The following is a 16,507-nucleotide window of genomic DNA, read 5'->3' as shown; positions in this document are numbered from 1 at the left end:
TCGATTGTGCTTGTCAACGCGCGAGAACGTGACTAGATTGGTACGCAAGGTTGCTATGTCAAGCGGCCCCGAGAAACCGTTGAGCGAATGGCATCGGCCAAGGATGGTACTGTACATGCATACAGTGATTATCGCAAGCCGAGCAGCTTTTGCACAACAGGTCCGCGGCTGTTGGTGTGGCACGCACCGGTGATGATCATGCATCCACACAAAATTCCGACCGCAGTACGTCTGCTGGGATTCGGGTCCGAGCACGCCCGCCATATGGCGACGCTGCTTCACGCGGCTCCGCCCTCGGGACCGCTGTATGGCTGCCTGCATGACGACAGTTTGCAGGAGCCCGACATCGTCATTGCCAACGGTACCGATCCGGCTGCCCTTGCCTGGCTCGATGGCATGCGTTGCGCCCCGCCCGCGCTGGTGATCGGCGGCGACGGCCACGGCGGCTACGACCATCTGGCGCTCCCGCTCGATCCCCCGCTCCTGCACGAGACCCTGGCACAGATGCTGGCCGAACGGCGGCGCGCACTGGCGCTGCTCATTGCACGCGGCGAGCCCTTCCTGGCCGAACGCCGGCGCCGCCCGCGGCTCGGCCCGGAGGCCGGCTGCGCGGCCGAGCGGCAGCCACCGCGCGACGGCAAGGTGCTCATCGTCGACAAGGGCGGCGCGTTCCGCGATCACCTGGCCGGCCTGGTCGGCGCACGTGGCCTGGCGATCGCCTGGACCGACAGCGCGCCGGTGGCGGTACGCCTGTGCGACGAGACGCACGTGGCGCTGGCGATGATCAATACCGCCGCGCCCGGCATCGATCCCTACCACCTGAGCCGGACCATCAAGGCCCAGGAAGGGGCAGGGCGCACGGCCGTGGTGCTGCTGGTCGGGCGCACCTTCAGTTACGACAGCACGCTGGCGCGCGGCGCCGGCGTGCGCGGACTGCTCGACAAGCCGGTCGGCGACCGCAGCCTGGTCGCCATGTTGCAACGATTGACCAGCCTGCCGGCACTGCCGGCTTGACAGCTCAGCCGGTGTCATTTTGTTACAACTTCGAATCGTGCGCGGCAATGGCAGGGCTATATTTGGGCCATGGCAGACGATCAACCACAGCGCCGCGGCGAGGCACCCGGCCCGCCGCTGGAAAACCGTGAGGATGCACCACAGCGCGTCCCCGACCGCCGCGCGGCAAGCGGCCAGCCGCGCTACCAGCGTCCCGGCGACACCCCGTTTGCATTGGCAGGCCGCGTGCTGCGTTCGCGCTGGCGCGCCCTGCGCGACCGCTTCAGCCGCGATCTTCTACGCCGCACGCTGCGCATCGGCGTCTCGGCCCGCATCTTTCATCCGGAACCGGGTTCCACTGGCCTGCGCAGCAAGAACCTTCAGTATCTGGAAGAGTCGATCGCCCAGTGGGTGATGTCGCGCGACGTGCTGGTGTTCATGATCCCGACGGTGAACACGAACGGGCTGCTCCACCCCAGCAACATCACGCTGCGCCATTACGCGCGCCACCTGGACGGGCTGGTGCTGCAGGGCGGGGCGGACGTGTCGCCGCAGACCTATTCCGAATCGCCGACGCGCCCCGAATGGAGCGGCGACCGCGCGCGCGATGTATACGAACTCGAACTGCTGCACGAATTCGTCGAGGCCGGTAAACCGGTGCTCGGCGTCTGCCGCGGCTGCCAGCTGATCAACGTCGCCTTTGGCGGCACCCTGTACCAGGACGTGGCGACCAACGTGCCGGCGGCGCTCGCCCACGTGCACACCGACTACGACGCCCACCGTCACGCGATCGAATTCCCGCCCGGCTCGACGCTGGGGCGCATGTTCCCGCAGGCGGCAAGACCGATCGTCAATTCGATCCATCACCAGGCGGTCAAAGAGCTCGGACGCGATATCCGGGTCGAGGCAATGTCGTATCCGGACGGGATCGTCGAGGCGATCCGCTACGACAAGGCCGATTTCGTGATGGGGTTGCAATGGCATCCGGAATTTCACCGGGCCGGCGGGACGGACCTGCTCGATTGCACGCCGGTGCTGGACGAGTTTTTAAGGGCGGCAAGAGAGACGCGGTTGTAGGTGTTTGCAAAACCGCTTGCATCCCATTCCTCCCTTGATCATAATGAATGAGAATCATTCTCATTAACGACTGATCAAAAGGGAACGCCATGAACCACCCATTCGCAGACACCGCCATGCCGGCGCACGCCATGCCCCAGCGCGAGGCCGTCATGCTCGCCTCGCTGCTGCACCTGATGTCGCACTACAGCGCGCGCGACGACAAGGACAAGCCATGCGTGCGCCTGGCCTCGGTGATCGAGCGCCATTTGCGTGCGCTCACATGCCTGCCCGACCTCGATCCGGTGCTGCGCGCGACTTGCGAGCAGTTGTGCGAACGGTGGGCGGCGCTGGTCGATGAGGGGATGCCGCAGCCCGTAAAACGGAATTTTATCGAGCGGATCATGCGCTCGAGCAGGGTGAGCGCGGCGTGAAGAGCTTGACGCCCGACTCGCCGCAGGTGGCCGCGATGCCTTACCTGCGTCTGAACCGCCGCTCGCCGCGGAACCAGTTGATCGCCGCATGCACCATCCCCTCGACGCTGCCCTGGCGCTCGTATTGCTGGCGCAGCAGCGCCGCGTCGCTGCCCCCGCCCGCTGCCGCAGCCAGGTGGCGCAAGCCGTCCAGGCTCCCCAGCTCTGCCGCGTAGGGCGCCATTTTTGTGAGCGTCGCCAGGATGTCTTCGCGAATCGGTAGGTTTTCGTAGCTTTTCGGATGCGTGATCGTCCCCTCCAGTCCAAACCGGCAAGCCTGGAAGCGGTTGTAGTTATAGACGAGATAATCGTCCTCGACCGGCGGCGCTTCAAGACGCTGCAGCAGGTAGCCGCACAGTGCCTGTAAATAGGCGGCCAGCGCGGCGGCGCGTTCGACGGTCAGCGGCGTATCGCACACCCGCAGTTCGATGGTGCCGTATTCGGGTTTCGGGCGCAGGTCCCAATAAAAATCCTTCATGCTCTTGATGATGCCGGTGCGCTCCATCTTCGCGTAATAGTTTGACTCGAACTCGGCCCAGCGGAGTGTGAAGGGCGCGCGCCCGCTCATCGGGAAGGCGAACACGGAATTCAGACGCGCCGAATCGAACAGGCTGTCCTGGCCCTGCACGAAGGGCGACGAGCTTGATAATGCGATGAAATGCGGGATGTAGCGGTTCAGCGCATGCAGCAGGTACATGGCGTTGTCGCCATTGCTGCAACCGATGTGCACGTGCTGGCCGAACACGGTGAACTGCTTGGCCAGGTAGCCGTACAAGGACGACAGGTGCTCGAAGCGCGGCTTGGCGAAGATCTTCTGTTCCGACCAGTGCTGGAAGGGGTGCGTCCCGCCGCCGGCAATGCCGATATTGAGTTGGTCGCCGGCTGCCACCAGGGTGTCGCGGATTTCCTGCAACTCCGCCAGCAAGGGCGCATAGGACGAGTGCACGCTCGAATTAATCTCGATCATGCTCTCGGTGATCTCCGGCGTCACGTTTCCCGGAAAGGGCTTGCGGGCCAGCAGGTGCAGCAAATCCGGGCTGGCGGCGGTGAGATCGAAGTCGGACAGGCTGACCAGCTGGAGTTCGAGTTCGACGCCGAAGGTCAGCGGCGTGGAGGCGGTAAACGGTTCAAGCGGCATGGCGCGTCTCCGGCTGGGTCTGCGGTACCTCGCGCGCCCAGACCAGGGCGCGCTGGATGATGATCGGACCGAACACCTCCAGCAGCAGCATCACCGCCGCCACCGAACGCAGTTCCTCGACCACGTGCACGCCGCGCAGGCGCGCGTGTTCGAGCAGCAGGATGGCAAACACGGACAAGGGGGCCAGCGCCACGCCGGCCAGCGCGCCCTTGCGCCAGGACACGCCGGACAGGTGGGCAAAGGCCATGACGCCGCCGGTCTTGGTGACCAAGCGTGCTGCCACGATCACCAGGGCAAACAGGCCCCCGGCGGCGACCTTTTGCCAGTCGAGGGTCGAGGCGGCGAAGACGAACAGCAGCACGGTGAGCAATTCGCCCAGTGCCCCGAAGCCGCGCTGGGCCTGGCTGAAGGCGACGCGCCGATGGCGTGCGACCAGCCCGAACGCGAGCGTCGACACCACCGGCGACAGGCCGCCCGCATACGAAATGGCGACCAGCAAAATCACCGCCAGCGCAAACGCGACGGTCGCATCCTGGCGCGGATTCTTGAGCGCGCGCAGCAGCGCCGGCACGGCCAGGCCGAACACGGCGCCGGTCAGGAGCGAGACGGCCAGCAAGACCAGGCTGTTCCAGATGGCGTCGCCCAGATCCTCGAAGGTGCGGAAAATCCAGAAGCCGACGGCGACGTTGAATGCGAACACGGCCAGCACGCAATTTTGCGCAGTCAAATGCAGCACCCGTTCCGTCACCTGGCCCGAGCTGCGCTGTTCGTTGATCACCCGCACCACGGTGGCCGGGGAGGTCGCCATCGACAGCGAGGCCAGCATCAGCGAAGTCAGTTGCGGGGTCCCGAAGGCGATCGCGATCAGGTAGACGGCAATGAAGGTCGCCAGCGATTCCACCAGGCCGCTGATGCCGATCCAGGGATTGGTGCGCAGCCAGCGCAGGTTGATGCGGTAGCCGAGCTCGAACAGGATCAAACCAAAAGCGACGTCGGCCAGCATCGGCACCGCGCCGCCGTCGGGCACGGGCAGGATGCCGAGCTGGGGGCCGGCCAGCACGAAGCCGACCACGCCATAAAAACTGATGCGCGGCAACCCGGTCCAGCGTTGCCCGAATTCCCCGGCAATCCAGGCGATGGCGATCGCGAACGGCCACGCCAGGCTGGTCAGGATCGGCAACAGGTCGGGCATGCATGCTCCTCGAAAACAGTGCGCTCAACTGCGGGCGGGCTGGTCTTTTGCCGATTTTACAAGACGAGCTGGGCCCAAGCTGCGCACGATTGGACCGTCTTCTAGCCGATGAGTTCGTTGTCAGCATGCGCGCCGCTGGCTAGAATGGCGGGTGGTCGGCCAGCAGGCTTGCCGCTTCGTGGCCAGACGGCCTTTTCGATTCCTCATTTGTCGCTTTGTCCCGACACTCCGCCATGTCTCCAGCACCAAGCCCGCCGCAATTGCAGCCTCAGCCGCCCCGTGCGCCGATCCGCCTGACCGCCCAGGTATTGACTTGCGTCGTGTTTTCCCTGATCGCGCTCCTGATCATTTTCGTGGCCGAGCAACGGCCGCTAGCGGTGTTCCTGGGGCCAATGGCACTGGGCTCGCAGCTGCTGTATGGCCTCGGATTGTCGGCGCTGGCGGCTGTATTTTCCTATGTCAGCTATCGCCTCACCGCGACCTCGGAGGCGACCCGCAATACCGTGACCGCCTATGGCCGCCTCGATCTGTCGGGCTTCAATCCGGTATGGATCAGCCTGGCCGCCGCGATCGGCGAAGAGCTACTGTTCCGCGCGGCGCTGCAGCCGCTTCTGGGGGTGTGGATTACGTCAGTGATCTTCCTGGTGACGCACACGCCGGTGTACCAGTTCCGCAAGTTGAACAAGGCGACCCTGGTGCAGGCGGCGGGGGTGTTCGGGGTGAGCGTTGCGCTCGGGTTTATTTACCAGTATGTGGGCTTGCTGGCGGCGATGATGGTGCATACGGCGCTCGATGTGGTGGGCTTGTACGTGGTGCGCAATGCCTTGCGGGGAGCGCGCTGAGACGCCCCTGTCGTCACGCTTCGGCTGTCATTGTGATGTTCAGGCCGGCGGCCTCGCGCTCGAAGTCGGCAAGAGACAGTAGCCCGAGGCAGGGCAGGGCGCCGGCCTGAAGCGGCTGACCGGCAGCCAGGCGCCGCACCAGCGCGGCGGCGGCGAGGGTGGGAACGAAGGGGCCGTCTCCAACGGTGGCCACGAGCGCCCAGTTGCGGGTCAGGCTGGCGCCATCCGCCGTCGCTCCGCTTACCCGGACATGCATGGCCCCGGCGTCGGAGCCCAGGTGGCGGAACCAGTCGGCCGCGCGCTTGAGCAGCGGCGCGAGCGGCGCCCAGTTGCGCACCAGGCCGCGATGGGCCAGCAGCGCCATCAGGTTCATTCCCCGGTGTAGCACCGTCAGCTCGAGTCCGGCGCCGAAACGCAGGCGCGGGCTGCCGGGAAAGCGCGGGCCGAGCAGGACCAGATCGGGGACATCGCAGGGAGATAGCAAACGCCGGCCGACCGGGGCGGGGTAGCGATGGGCATACGTGCCCAGCCAGCCGACTGCCGCACCAGGGGCGCCGCCCGGCAGTGGTTGTCCGCAATAGCCGAGGATGGCCGCAACCGTCGACAGGCCGCGCTCGGTGCGGTTGCCGGGACTGATGCCGATGTCGATGTCCGTCACACGCGCCATGCCGGCAGCCAGGGTATCGGCGACCGCGCTCGACAAGGCCGGGACCGAGCTGGCGCCGCTGGTGACCAGCACCCCGGCGCGCTCGGCGGCCGCGTGCAGCGCGCTGATGCCTGCGACAAAGGCGCGGCCGTCGGCCAGGTCGATGTAGTGCGCGTTCGCTGCAATGCAGGCTTCGGCGACGCGGTAGTCCTGACCCTGGAAGGGGCCGGCGGTGTGGATGACGATGTCGGGTTTTAAAGTCGACAGGGTGCGGGCAAGGGACGGGCTGTCGATGTCGATTGCCAGGGCTTCCAGGTGCGAACTGGCGCCGGGGCTTAGTTTATCTGCCAGGGCCTGGGCTGAGGCCTGGGAGCGGCCGCCGACGAGGATGTGCAGCCTGGGCTGGCGCGACAGGAGTTCGACCAGCCGGCTGCCGAAGAAGCCGTAGCCGCCGATGACGAGGACGCGCGTGCCCACCTGCCTATTTGCTCAGCAGCCGCATTGCGCGCTCGAGCCCCTCGAGCGTGACCGGGAACATCCGGTTGTTCATGATCTGGCGAATCACCGAGATCGACTGGCGGTATTGCCACAGATGCTCGGGCTCGGGGTTGAGCCAGGCGAATTTCGGGAAGGCGTTGCAGAAACGCGCCAGCCATTCGGCGCCGGCTTCTTCGTTGTTGTATTCGACCGAGCCGCCCGGTGCCAGCACCTCATAGGGGCTCATGGTGGCGTCGCCGACGAAAATGATGCGCGTGTCGGGCGGGTATTTGCGCAGCACGTCCCATGTGTCGAAGCGCTCGGCGTGGCGGCGGCGGTTATTCTTCCACAGGTAGTCATAGACGCAGTTGTGGAAGTAGTAGAACTCCATGTTCTTGAATTCGCTCTTCGCCGCCGAAAACAGCTCCTCGGTGCGCTCGATATGGTCGTCCATGGTGCCGCCGACATCCAATAACATCACCACCTTGATGCGGTTCTTGCGCTCGGGCTGCATGCGGATGTCGAGGTAGCCGGCATTGCTGGCCGTTGCGTGTACCGTCGCGTCGAGCGCGAACTCTTCCGCCGCGCCGGTGCGGGCGAAGCGGCGCAGGCGGCGCAAGGCGACCTTGATGTTGCGCGTTCCCAGTTCGCGCTCGTCGTCGTAATCCTTGTACGAACGCTGGTCCCACACTTTCACGGCCGTGCGATTCCGGCCGGCGCCGCCGATGCGGATGCCTTCCGGATTGGTGCCGCCGTGGCCGAAGGGTGAGGTGCCGCCGGTGCCGATCCACTTGCTGCCGCCTTCGTGGCGTTCCTTCTGTTCCTTGAGCAGTTCGTTCAGGCGGTCCATCAGCTTGTCATAGCCGAATTTCTCCAGCGCCGCCTTCTGCTCGGGCGTCAGTTCGCGCTCCATGCGCTTGATCAGCCAGTCGAGCGGGATTTCGCCCTTGGTCGTGTCGAACACGGCCTCGATGCCCTTGAAATAACTGCCGAAGGCGCGGTCGAACTTGTCGAAGTGGGCTTCGTCCTTCACCATCACCAGGCGCGCGAGATAATAAAACTCGTCCAGGGAAGGGGCGATGACGCTCTTTTCCAAAGCTTCGAGCAGGGTCAGGAATTCCTTGATCGAGACCGGGACTTTGGCGTTACGTAGCGCGAAGAAAAAATCGATCAGCATGTGTCTAGAGTGCGGCGTGCCGGGTCAGTTGGTAATGCAAATGCGTTTTGATTTCATGCCATTCGCCGCGCGCGATGCTGTACATGACGGTGTCGCGCACGGTGCCGTCGCGGCGCAGGGCGTGGTGGCGGATCACGCCATCCTTCTTCGCGCCGAGCCGTTCGATCGCCGCCTGCGAGGCGTGGTTGAAATTATCGGTGCGAAAACCGACCACCGCGCAGCCGAGCGTATCGAAGGCGTGCGACAGGAGCAGCAATTTGCAGCTGGTGTTTACATTGCTGCGCTGGACGCTGTGCGCGTACCAGGTGTAGCCGATCTCGACCCGGTCGACCTCGGGCAGGATGTCGTGGTAGCTGGTCGTGCCCAGCACGTCGCCAGTGGCGGCGTCGACCACGACAAAGGCGACCCGGTTCGTCATCTCCAGCGCCGCATGCACCCAGGCCTGGGTGCGGTGCGGTTCCGGCACCGAGGTCACGCGCAGGTTCCACAGCGCGCCGTCGGCGGCAGCCATGCGTAAACCCTCGACATGCGCGAGCGATAAAGGCTCGAGGCGCACGCCGTTGAATTCGAGCGCGACCGGCTCGACGTGAATCATCGATTCATCCTCGACATCGACAGCAGGCGTTCGAACAGGTGCACGTCCTGTTCGTTTTTCAGAAGTGCGCCGTGCAGCGGCGGCACCACGGCTTTGTTGTCCTTGCTGTGCAGCGCTTCGGCCGGGATGTCCTCGGCCATCAGGAGTTTGAGCCAGTCGAGGAATTCGGAGGTCGATGGCTTTTTCTTGATGCCGGGGATGTCGCGCACGGCATAAAAACTTTCCAGGGCAGCGCTCAGGAGCTCTTGCTTGAGGCGTGGATAGTGCACCTGCACGATGTCGGCCATCGTGCCGCGGTCCGGGAATTTGATGTAGTGGAAGAAGCAGCGGCGCAGGAAAGCGTCCGGCAGTTCCTTCTCGTTGTTCGAGGTGATGATCACCAGCGGGCGGTGTTTTGCGACGACCATTTCGCGCGTCTCGTAGACGTAGAACTCCATGCGGTCGAGTTCGCGTAATAAATCGTTCGGGAATTCGATGTCGGCCTTGTCGATCTCGTCGATGAGCAGGACCACCGGTTCGGGCGCGATGAAGGCTTGCCACAGCACGCCCTTGACGATGTAATTGTGGATGTCGCGTACGCGCTCGTCCCCCAACTGCGAATCGCGCAGGCGCGAGACGGCGTCGTATTCGTACAGGCCCTGCTGGGCCTTGGTGGTCGATTTGACGTGCCACTGCATCAGCGGCATGTTCAGCGCGGCGGCCACTTCCTCGGCCAGCATGGTTTTACCGGTGCCGGGCTCGCCCTTGATCAGGAGCGGACGCTGCAGCGTCAGGGCGGCATTCACGGCCAGCTTCAGGTCGTCGGTGGCGACATAGCTTTCGGTGCCTTCGAAACGGGGATGGGCTTGCATACGCGTCAATAGTAAAGAGGGGAAAGTGCGAGTATATGCCAGAACTTCGGGCGCGGCTGACGCTGCACGCGCCGTTGGTAGACTGCAATCTTTTGTTGGGCTAGAATCAACAGCTTATTAGTACTGAATTGGTTCCAGGCTTTTTGTGCGGTAGCGGTATTCGATTAAAAATTTTGCGATTCCCACCATGAAAAAACTTTTGGCAGTACTCGTTCTGGCCGCCAGTGCCGGCTCCGCATTCTCAGCGGAGGTCGTCGGCAATCCGAAGGCAGCGCAGAGCAAGATCGAAATGTGCATCGGTTGCCACGGCATTCCCGGCTATAAGGCCAGCTTCCCCGAGGTGTACCCGGTGCCGATGATTGGTGGTCAGTCGGCCAAGTACATCGAATCCGCGCTGCACGCCTACAAGAAGGGCGACCGCAAGCACCCGTCGATGCGCGGTATCGCCGTCAGCCTGTCGGATCAGGACATCGCCGACGTCGCCGCGTATTATTCGCAGCAGAACGCCCAGAGCCGAAAATGAGAGAGCCACGACACGCCATGAAAAAACTGATCATCGCGCTGGCCCTCGGCGCCGTTTCCTTCGCTTCTTCCGCCGCCGACATCAAGCGCGGCGAAGAGCTGGCCAAGAAGTACAACTGCGCCTCCTGCCACGGCGCCGACTATAACAAGCCGATCGACCCGAGCTATCCGAAGCTGGCCGGCCAGCACGCCGACTACCTAACGCACGCACTGAGCGCCTACAAGCGTGGCGGCGACAAGGCCAATGGCCGCAGCAACCCGATCATGGCCGGTTTTGCGAAACCGCTCTCGCAGCAGGACATGGCCGATATCGGCGCCTATTTGAGCAGCCTGCCGTCGCAGCTGGTGGTGCGCAAGTAAGCAGCCTGCGGTCGGGCTAAGGCCCGGACAAGCAATCAGGATTCGGATCCCCCGGATTCGGCCTCGAGGCCGGATCCGGGGGATTCTATTTTTCCTGCGCCAATAAGAGGCGCTTCATCCCCGATGGCGGTAAAAGTCTGCCCGGTGTCGCTGCAGCCGGCTTTCAGCCGATGCGAATCGGCTATCGCCGACAGGGCTGTGCAGCGGCCAGTGCGGCGTCGGGCGCCACCCCCTTGCTCTGCCTGATCAGGCTGACGACGGCCCCGGTGTCGATCATGGCCTCCATTTCCACAGCATTGATGCGGACGAAGAAATGCGGATTCATGTGGTTCTGGTTGTGGCGTCGCAGCGGTATGTCCTGCACGTTCCCGCCCCAATAGCCGAGGAAGGTGGCGCCGCATTTTTCAGGGACAAGGAAGGTCAGTTCCTTGGTCGCGAGCGATATTTCCATGTCTGTCTGGAACAGGGCGGGCGCACCGAGGATGCCTTCGTAACTGGGTGTGTGGTCGAAGCTGCCCAGCACAGGCATGCTGCCGCGGTCCGCGCGGATCGGACCGACCTTGAATTCCTCGACCTTGGTCGCGTAGATCGCGCGCGTTCCGCCGATGCCGGTTGCACGTTCGCCGGTAGCTAGCTGTTGCGATCTGGAACATGATACGAAAAAGGCGGCCTCGGCCGCTTTACTGTATCGCTTCCCGATCGCTGCACCGTAACTAGCGCGTTGCGCGCCGCCGCACGCATTCGATATACGCCTCGGTATCCGGCGCCGTGCTGGTGCGCTGCGATTTCCAGATCATCTCGCCCAGGCATTCCATGATGTCGTGGTCGGCATCGTGCTTGCCGATGCGGGCAACGAGCATATCGTGGGCGGCCTTGATGCCGCGCGGCTGGTCGATCGAGACCTGTTCGGCGATCGACAGGTGCATCGACAGGTGCAGGAAAGGATTCGGCTGGCCGCCTTCGACCGAATAGTCGCGCGCGACGGCTTCGTCGGCGTCCATCAGGGCGTCGTGGTATTCGGGGTGCTGGACGATCCAGTCGGCGGCGATGGCGTCCATTGGCGTGAGGACTTCACCGGCGCGCTGCTTGCGCCAGGCTTCGCAGAAGAAGCGGCGCACGTCGTGCGAGGAGGGCGTGAACATGGAAGTTAAGCGAAACGTTGGCGTGGCCGGTATTGTAGCGCGCGCCGCGAAGGCGCGCGCGGCGCCGTCAGTGCGATGCCTGCGCCGCCGTGGCCGCGCCTGCGGGTTGCGCAAGGCACTCGGCCTTGATCTGGGCGCCCAGTGCCGCTGCCCGCTCGCGTTCACCGTGCGCGCCATGCCATTCCGCCATGGCCGACAGCGCCTGGCAGGTGTTCTTCTGCGCCAGTGTGCGGTCGCGCGCCGCCTGCTTCAGCAATGCCTCGGCCGTGATCTTGCCCAAGTAAAAATCGGCAACCGGCCCCGGCCAGGCATTGTCCGCATTCTGCGCGAAACTGGCCGCCAGTTCGCTCTTTGCCAGCGCAAGCTGCTTGCTGCGCACCCGCGCGAGATAGAGCCACAATGCCGCCGCGCGGTGCGAGGGCAGTTTGTCGAGCGCGCTGCGCAGGCGGGTGGCGGCTTCCTCGGGGAAGCCCTGCAGCATCAGGCTGCGGCCGACCATCAGGTTTGCCTGGCCATTGCCGCCGCGCGCCGACTTTTCGAGCCAGCTGGCGCTCAGCGCGGCGTCTTTCGGGATCACGCCGCCGCGCGTGTACATCCCGGCCAGGACAAATTGCGCATCTGCGTTGCCGGCGTCGGCTTCCTGTTGAATCCACGGTTCGAGCTTGCGCCGCTGGCCAAACGGCTCGCCGCCAATGTAGGAGAGGTAGATTTTTCGCTGGCTCATGGCGAACAGCACGCGGTGGGCGCGCAGGAAATCGGCGCCGAGCACGATGTCGACATGGTCATCCCAGTCGATCACGCCGACTTCCGCATTGCGCACGGTTTCATCGGCGACCTGGAAGGTGTCGAAAGTGGTGCTCCAGCGTGGCACGCGATTGGTGCCAATGCCGACCGCATCTGACAGCCGGGTAACGCCCGGTGCATCGAGTTTCAGGCCGGCGCGCTGGGCCGCCTTCAGGCCTATGACGGTCGTGGTAGCGCCGGTATCGATCATCGCCCGCATTTTCTTGCCGTTGACGAGTACAGTGAAGCGTGGATTCGGGCTGCGGTCGGGGCTGGTTTCGAAGGGAATTTCCATCGCCGCCGGATCCCAATAGGCAAGGAAGCTGTCGCCGCACTTGTGTGGCCGGAAAAAGCGCAGCTCCTTGGTCGCGAGCGACAACTCCATGTCCGCCTGCAGCAGGAAGGGGGCGCCGATGATGGCGTCGTACGGGGGCGGGACGCCGAAGTCGGCCAGCACCGGCAGCCAGCTGCGGCCGATTTTCGCCGGACCCACCGACAATTCCTTGATCTGTGTCTGATAAATGGTCGCGTACCCGCCGATGCCTTGCGCATAGCCTCCCGTGCCGCGCAGCATCAAGTTGCGCCGCTCGGTGCCGGTGCGGGTCAGCAGGGTGTCGAAGGCGCCCGTATCGACCAGCATGGTCGCCGGGCTGCCGTGCATCCTGCCCTGGGTCGTCAGTTCCAGGCCGGGGCCTGTGTACTGCAGGGGTAGCTTTGCCACTTGCAGGTAGTGGCATGTGGGAGCGTCGGTCCCGGTCTGCGGTGTGGCGCGGACGGTAGCAGGAAGCAAGAACCCGCAGATGGCGAGCGCGACAACGGCGTGGGAAAGAGTCGGTGGCATCAGCCGATTCTAATAGCAGGGTTGTCATTGTGCAACTATTAAATTGCTGAAATAACACGTGAACATCGACTGGACTCGGGCAAAAAAAAAGCAAGCGCCACCACCTGCGTGGGGCGCTTGCATGCCTTGCGGCGATCCTTATTTGTCCGGCGCCAGCATCAACTGCGGTTCGGCAATGACGAGAGGCGCCTTGGCAGCAGGCTTGGCGCCGGCCGCGCTGCCGGTGCGCGGCTGGCGCAAGTAACGCGCAGTGTGGCGCCGCTCGCCATGTCCGCCGTTGGGCGGGATGGTGAGGAAACGCGACAATTCCTGCAACGCACGCTGGTAGACGTCGCGCTTGAACTCGATGACAACGTCCAGCGGCACCCAGTAGTCGTGCCAGCGCCAGGCGTCGAACTCCGGATGGTCGGTCAGGCGCAGGTTCACGTCGTTGTCGCGCGCAACCATGCGCAACAAAAACCAGATCTGCTTCTGACCGCGGTAATGGCCGCGGATCTCGCGCTTGATGAAATGGTCGGGCACCTCATAGCGCAGCCAGTCGCGGGTACGTCCCACGATCTTGACATGCTCCTGGCGCAAACCGATTTCCTCCTCGAGCTCGCGGTACATCGCCTGTTCCGGCGTTTCGCCGTATTTGATACCCCCTTGCGGAAACTGCCACGAGTGCTCGCGCACCCGCTTGCCCCACCACACCTCGTTATTGGCGTTAAGCAGGATGATGCCGACGTTGGGGCGAAACCCTTCCCGATCGAGCATAAAGCACCTCGAAACTTTCTGCCGGCTTCTGGTCCCTTACATTTTTACCTACAAATCCACGCGTCAGCTTCCCTCGTGTACGACGAAAACGGCGGACGCTGCGTGTTCCGGACCCATTTGTACAAAGATTGGACGCATCAGCCAGCTAATCCTTTAAAATTAGGTCGATTATAACTCTCTCTTTTTAAAAAGAATTCATCGATATGCGCGCCTCACGATTTTTTATTTCTACGCTTAAAGAAGCGCCGTCCGACGCAGAGATCGTCAGCCACCAGTTGATGATGCGCGCCGGGATGATCAAGCGCCTGGGCTCCGGTATCTATACGTACATGCCGATCGGCCTGCGCGTGATCCGCAAGGTCGAGGCCATCATCCGCGAAGAAATGAACAAGTCGGGTGCCCTCGAACTCCTGATGCCGGTCGTGCAGCCGGCCGAGCTGTGGCAGGAAACCGGCCGCTGGGACAAGATGGGTGCGGAACTGATGCGCGTGAAGGACCGCCATGGCCGCGAGTTCGCGATCCAGCCGACCTCGGAAGAAGTCGTGACCGACGTCGTGCGGGGCGAGATCAAATCCTACCGCCAGTTGCCGCTGAATTTTTATCATATCCAGACCAAGTTCCGCGACGAGCGCCGTCCGCGCTTCGGCCTGATGCGCGGCCGCGAGTTCACGATGAAGGATGCGTATTCGTTCGACCGCGATGTCGAGGGCATGCAGAAGTCGTACGCGATCATGTTCGATGCCTATGTCCGCATCTTTAACCGCTTCGGCCTGAAGTTCCGCGCGGTGGCAGCCGACAACGGCGCCATCGGCGGCACCGGCTCGCACGAATTTCACGTCATCGCCAGCACTGGCGAAGATGCACTGGTGTACTGCCCGAGCTCGGATTTCGCGGCCAACATGGAAGCGGCCGAGGCGCTGGCCATCGGCGAGCGCGGCGCGGCGGCGCAAGCCATGACCCGCGTAGCGACGCCCGGTAAAACCAAGTGCGAAAGCGTGGCTGAACTGCTGGGCCTGCAGTTGTCGCAGACGGTGAAAACCATCGCGCTGACGGTCGAGAAGGAAGCCGATGGCAAAGTCAGCAAACAATACTTCATGCTGCTGCTGCGTGGCGACCACGAACTCAACGAGGTAAAAGTCGGCAAGGTCGCTGGTCTCGCGGGTCACCGTTTCTCGACGGAGGCCGAAATCCTCGAGGTTTACGGCACCGTGCCGGGCTACCTCGGTCCGGTCGCACCGAAGCTGCCGGTGACGGTCGTTGCCGACCGCACGGTCGCGAACATGGCCGATTTTGTGTGCGGCGCGAATGAGCTTGATTACCACCTGACGGGCGTGAACTGGGGCCGCGACCTGCCCGAGCCGATCGTTGCCGACCTGCGCAACGTGGTCGAGGGCGATGCTTCGCCGGATGGCAATGGCGTGCTGGCGGTCGAACGCGGCATCGAAGTGGGCCATGTGTTCCAGCTCGGCACGGCCTATTCGAAGGCGATGGGCGCTACTTTTCTGGACGAAAACGGCAAGCCGGCGCCGCTGCAGATGGGTTGCTACGGCATCGGCGTGACCCGCATCCTGGGCGCGGCGATCGAGCAGAATTTCGATGACAAGGGCATCGTCTGGCCGGACGCGCTGGCGCCGTTCCAGCTCGTGCTGTGCCCGATGGGCATGGACCGCAGCGAGATGGTCAAGGCGCAGGTCGAGACGCTGTACGCGGAGCTGGAAGCAGCTGGCGTCGACGTCATCGTCGACGACCGCGGCCTGCGTCCAGGCGCGATGTTCGCCGACTGGGAGCTGATCGGCGTACCGCACCGCGTCGTCATCGGCGAGCGCGGCCTCAAGGAAGGCAACCTTGAATACCAGGGCCGCCGCGACACCGAAGCGACCCCTGTACCCGTGGCGGACATGGTCGGCTTCATCAAGGGCAAGCTGGGCCAGTGATGCTGTCGGGCTTACACAGCCGGGCCAGGTCCTGGCTGGGCGGCATCCTGTGCGCGGCAATGTTTGCCGCGGGCGGGAGCGTGCACGCCGGCAACCAGAAGGAAGAAGCGCTGGCGGACTCGGTCCGCCTGGCGCTGTCGAACGCGATCGCCGACACCCGTCCGCCGAAGCCGGTGTTCCGTGACGAGGCGGCGCGCGTGCGCTACCAGGCGTGGTTCACCGACATGTCCACGCGTTTGAAGAAGCGCCTGCCGGACGACCAGTCGCGTACCGAGTTCCTCGAGTCGGCCTGGTACGAAGCGACCCGCGCCGGGCTCGATCCGGGCCTGGTGCTGGGCCTGATCCAGGTCGAGTCGGCCTACCGAAAATATGCCGTCTCGATTGCCGGCGCGCGCGGCTACATGCAGGTGATGCCGTTCTGGACCAAGGTCATCGGCGACAACGACCGCCGCAAACTCTTCCACATGCAAACCAACCTGCGCTACGGCTGCGCGATCCTGCGCATGTATATCGACATGGAGCGCGGCAATTTGTATCTGGCGCTGGGCCGCTACAACGGCAGCCGCGGCAAGCCGCAGTATCCGAACGCGGTGCTGGCGGCGTGGAAGAAGTGGGAATTCAATCCGGTGGCGGTGGCGCAACGGTAGGGTGGACGGGTCCCCGTCCACGCGTTGAACGCCTCAACAATTCCACAACATATCAACATCGCCACACCCTCCCGTTTGCGGT

18 protein-coding genes are annotated in these 16,507 nt (G+C 63.9%); 8 read left to right on the top strand and 10 right to left on the bottom strand.

Annotation, left to right across the window (positions count from 1 at the left end; translation table 11 throughout):
- Positions 1 to 198 precede the first annotated feature (198 nt).
- The 3 genes from ACHAC9_RS04830 (at position 199) to ACHAC9_RS04820 (ending at position 2,483) form a co-directional block, all read left to right on the top strand.
- Entirely contained in the window at positions 199 to 1,014 is an 816-nt protein-coding gene (locus ACHAC9_RS04830; protein WP_435757682.1) for a response regulator, read from the top strand.
- A gap of 69 nt (positions 1,015 to 1,083) precedes the next feature.
- Positions 1,084 to 2,070 carry a gamma-glutamyl-gamma-aminobutyrate hydrolase family protein gene (locus ACHAC9_RS04825; protein WP_435757680.1) on the top strand — a complete coding sequence of 329 codons (987 nt, stop codon included), beginning with the start codon at positions 1,084 to 1,086 and terminating at the stop codon, positions 2,068 to 2,070.
- A gap of 89 nt (positions 2,071 to 2,159) precedes the next feature.
- Entirely contained in the window at positions 2,160 to 2,483 is a 324-nt protein-coding gene (locus ACHAC9_RS04820) for a hypothetical protein (protein WP_435757678.1), read from the top strand.
- Between the two features lie 40 nt (positions 2,484 to 2,523).
- Here the strand turns inward: ACHAC9_RS04820 and ACHAC9_RS04815 are convergent, their stop codons facing one another.
- Together ACHAC9_RS04815 and ACHAC9_RS04810 are read right to left on the bottom strand one after the other, a co-directional pair.
- Positions 2,524 to 3,660, bottom strand: coding sequence for a YbdK family carboxylate-amine ligase (locus ACHAC9_RS04815; RefSeq protein WP_435757676.1), 1,137 nt, complete (start codon positions 3,658 to 3,660; stop codon positions 2,524 to 2,526).
- Entirely contained in the window at positions 3,650 to 4,852 is a 1,203-nt protein-coding gene (locus ACHAC9_RS04810) for a cation:proton antiporter (RefSeq protein ID WP_435757674.1), read from the bottom strand. The genes ACHAC9_RS04815 and ACHAC9_RS04810 overlap by 11 nt, the downstream gene beginning before the upstream one ends.
- Positions 4,853 to 5,085: 233 nt before the next feature.
- On the opposite strand from ACHAC9_RS04810, the gene ACHAC9_RS04805 reads away from it, so the two are divergent.
- Positions 5,086 to 5,694 carry a CPBP family glutamic-type intramembrane protease gene (locus tag ACHAC9_RS04805; RefSeq protein WP_435757672.1) on the top strand — a complete coding sequence of 203 codons (609 nt, stop codon included), beginning with the start codon at positions 5,086 to 5,088 and terminating at the stop codon, positions 5,692 to 5,694.
- A gap of 13 nt (positions 5,695 to 5,707) precedes the next feature.
- Here ACHAC9_RS04805 and ACHAC9_RS04800 read toward each other — a convergent pair whose 3' ends face one another.
- From ACHAC9_RS04800 to ACHAC9_RS04785, 4 genes are read right to left on the bottom strand one after another with little or no spacing between them, the layout of a single operon-like run.
- Positions 5,708 to 6,817, bottom strand: coding sequence for a saccharopine dehydrogenase family protein (locus ACHAC9_RS04800; protein WP_435757670.1), 1,110 nt, complete (start codon positions 6,815 to 6,817; stop codon positions 5,708 to 5,710).
- A 4-nt stretch (positions 6,818 to 6,821) separates the two neighbouring features.
- On the bottom strand, positions 6,822 to 7,994 hold the full coding sequence (locus ACHAC9_RS04795; protein WP_435757668.1) for a vWA domain-containing protein: 1,173 nt from the start codon (positions 7,992 to 7,994) through the stop codon (positions 6,822 to 6,824).
- Positions 7,995 to 7,998: 4 nt separating this feature from the next.
- Positions 7,999 to 8,589 (bottom strand): GNAT family N-acetyltransferase, encoded by a 591-nt coding sequence (locus tag ACHAC9_RS04790; protein ID WP_435757666.1) that lies wholly within the window; start codon positions 8,587 to 8,589, stop codon positions 7,999 to 8,001.
- Entirely contained in the window at positions 8,586 to 9,440 is an 855-nt protein-coding gene (locus ACHAC9_RS04785; RefSeq protein WP_435757663.1) for an AAA family ATPase, read from the bottom strand. Before ACHAC9_RS04785 ends, ACHAC9_RS04790 begins: the two co-directional genes overlap by 4 nt.
- A 187-nt stretch (positions 9,441 to 9,627) precedes the next feature.
- On the opposite strand from ACHAC9_RS04785, the gene ACHAC9_RS04780 reads away from it, so the two are divergent.
- Both ACHAC9_RS04780 and ACHAC9_RS04775 read left to right on the top strand, forming a co-directional pair.
- Complete coding sequence (locus tag ACHAC9_RS04780) at positions 9,628 to 9,963, top strand: c-type cytochrome (RefSeq protein ID WP_435757661.1); 336 nt, start codon at positions 9,628 to 9,630, stop codon at positions 9,961 to 9,963.
- Positions 9,964 to 9,980: 17 nt separating this feature from the next.
- Positions 9,981 to 10,322 (top strand): c-type cytochrome, encoded by a 342-nt coding sequence (locus ACHAC9_RS04775; protein WP_435757659.1) that lies wholly within the window; start codon positions 9,981 to 9,983, stop codon positions 10,320 to 10,322.
- A 181-nt stretch (positions 10,323 to 10,503) separates the two neighbouring features.
- Here ACHAC9_RS04775 and ACHAC9_RS04770 read toward each other — a convergent pair whose 3' ends face one another.
- From ACHAC9_RS04770 to ACHAC9_RS04755, 4 genes are all read right to left on the bottom strand, one after another.
- Positions 10,504 to 10,851, bottom strand: coding sequence for a hypothetical protein (locus ACHAC9_RS04770; protein ID WP_435757657.1), 348 nt, complete (start codon positions 10,849 to 10,851; stop codon positions 10,504 to 10,506).
- A 184-nt stretch (positions 10,852 to 11,035) separates the two neighbouring features.
- Positions 11,036 to 11,464 carry a DUF1841 family protein gene (locus ACHAC9_RS04765; protein ID WP_435757655.1) on the bottom strand — a complete coding sequence of 143 codons (429 nt, stop codon included), beginning with the start codon at positions 11,462 to 11,464 and terminating at the stop codon, positions 11,036 to 11,038.
- 67 nt (positions 11,465 to 11,531) lie between these two features.
- Positions 11,532 to 13,088: a retroviral-like aspartic protease family protein gene (locus ACHAC9_RS04760; RefSeq protein ID WP_435757653.1), complete on the bottom strand. Its 1,557-nt coding sequence runs from the start codon at positions 13,086 to 13,088 to the stop codon at positions 11,532 to 11,534.
- A 138-nt stretch (positions 13,089 to 13,226) separates the two neighbouring features.
- Positions 13,227 to 13,844: an RNA pyrophosphohydrolase gene (locus ACHAC9_RS04755; RefSeq protein WP_435757651.1), complete on the bottom strand. Its 618-nt coding sequence runs from the start codon at positions 13,842 to 13,844 to the stop codon at positions 13,227 to 13,229.
- A 203-nt stretch (positions 13,845 to 14,047) separates the two neighbouring features.
- On the opposite strand from ACHAC9_RS04755, the gene ACHAC9_RS04750 reads away from it, so the two are divergent.
- Both ACHAC9_RS04750 and ACHAC9_RS04745 read left to right on the top strand, forming a co-directional pair.
- The gene (locus ACHAC9_RS04750; protein WP_435757650.1) at positions 14,048 to 15,778 is read left to right on the top strand and encodes a proline--tRNA ligase; all 1,731 of its coding nucleotides are present in this window, start codon (positions 14,048 to 14,050) and stop codon (positions 15,776 to 15,778) included.
- A gap of 59 nt (positions 15,779 to 15,837) precedes the next feature.
- Entirely contained in the window at positions 15,838 to 16,425 is a 588-nt protein-coding gene (locus ACHAC9_RS04745; protein ID WP_435758091.1) for a lytic transglycosylase domain-containing protein, read from the top strand.
- Positions 16,426 to 16,507: the final 82 nt, after the last annotated feature.

Source organism: Massilia sp. CMS3.1, from assembly GCF_051262535.1.
GTDB lineage: Bacteria > Pseudomonadota > Gammaproteobacteria > Burkholderiales > Burkholderiaceae_D > Telluria.
The sequence above is the reverse complement of the archived record's forward strand: the minus strand, read 5'-3'. Positions and strand labels throughout refer to the sequence as shown.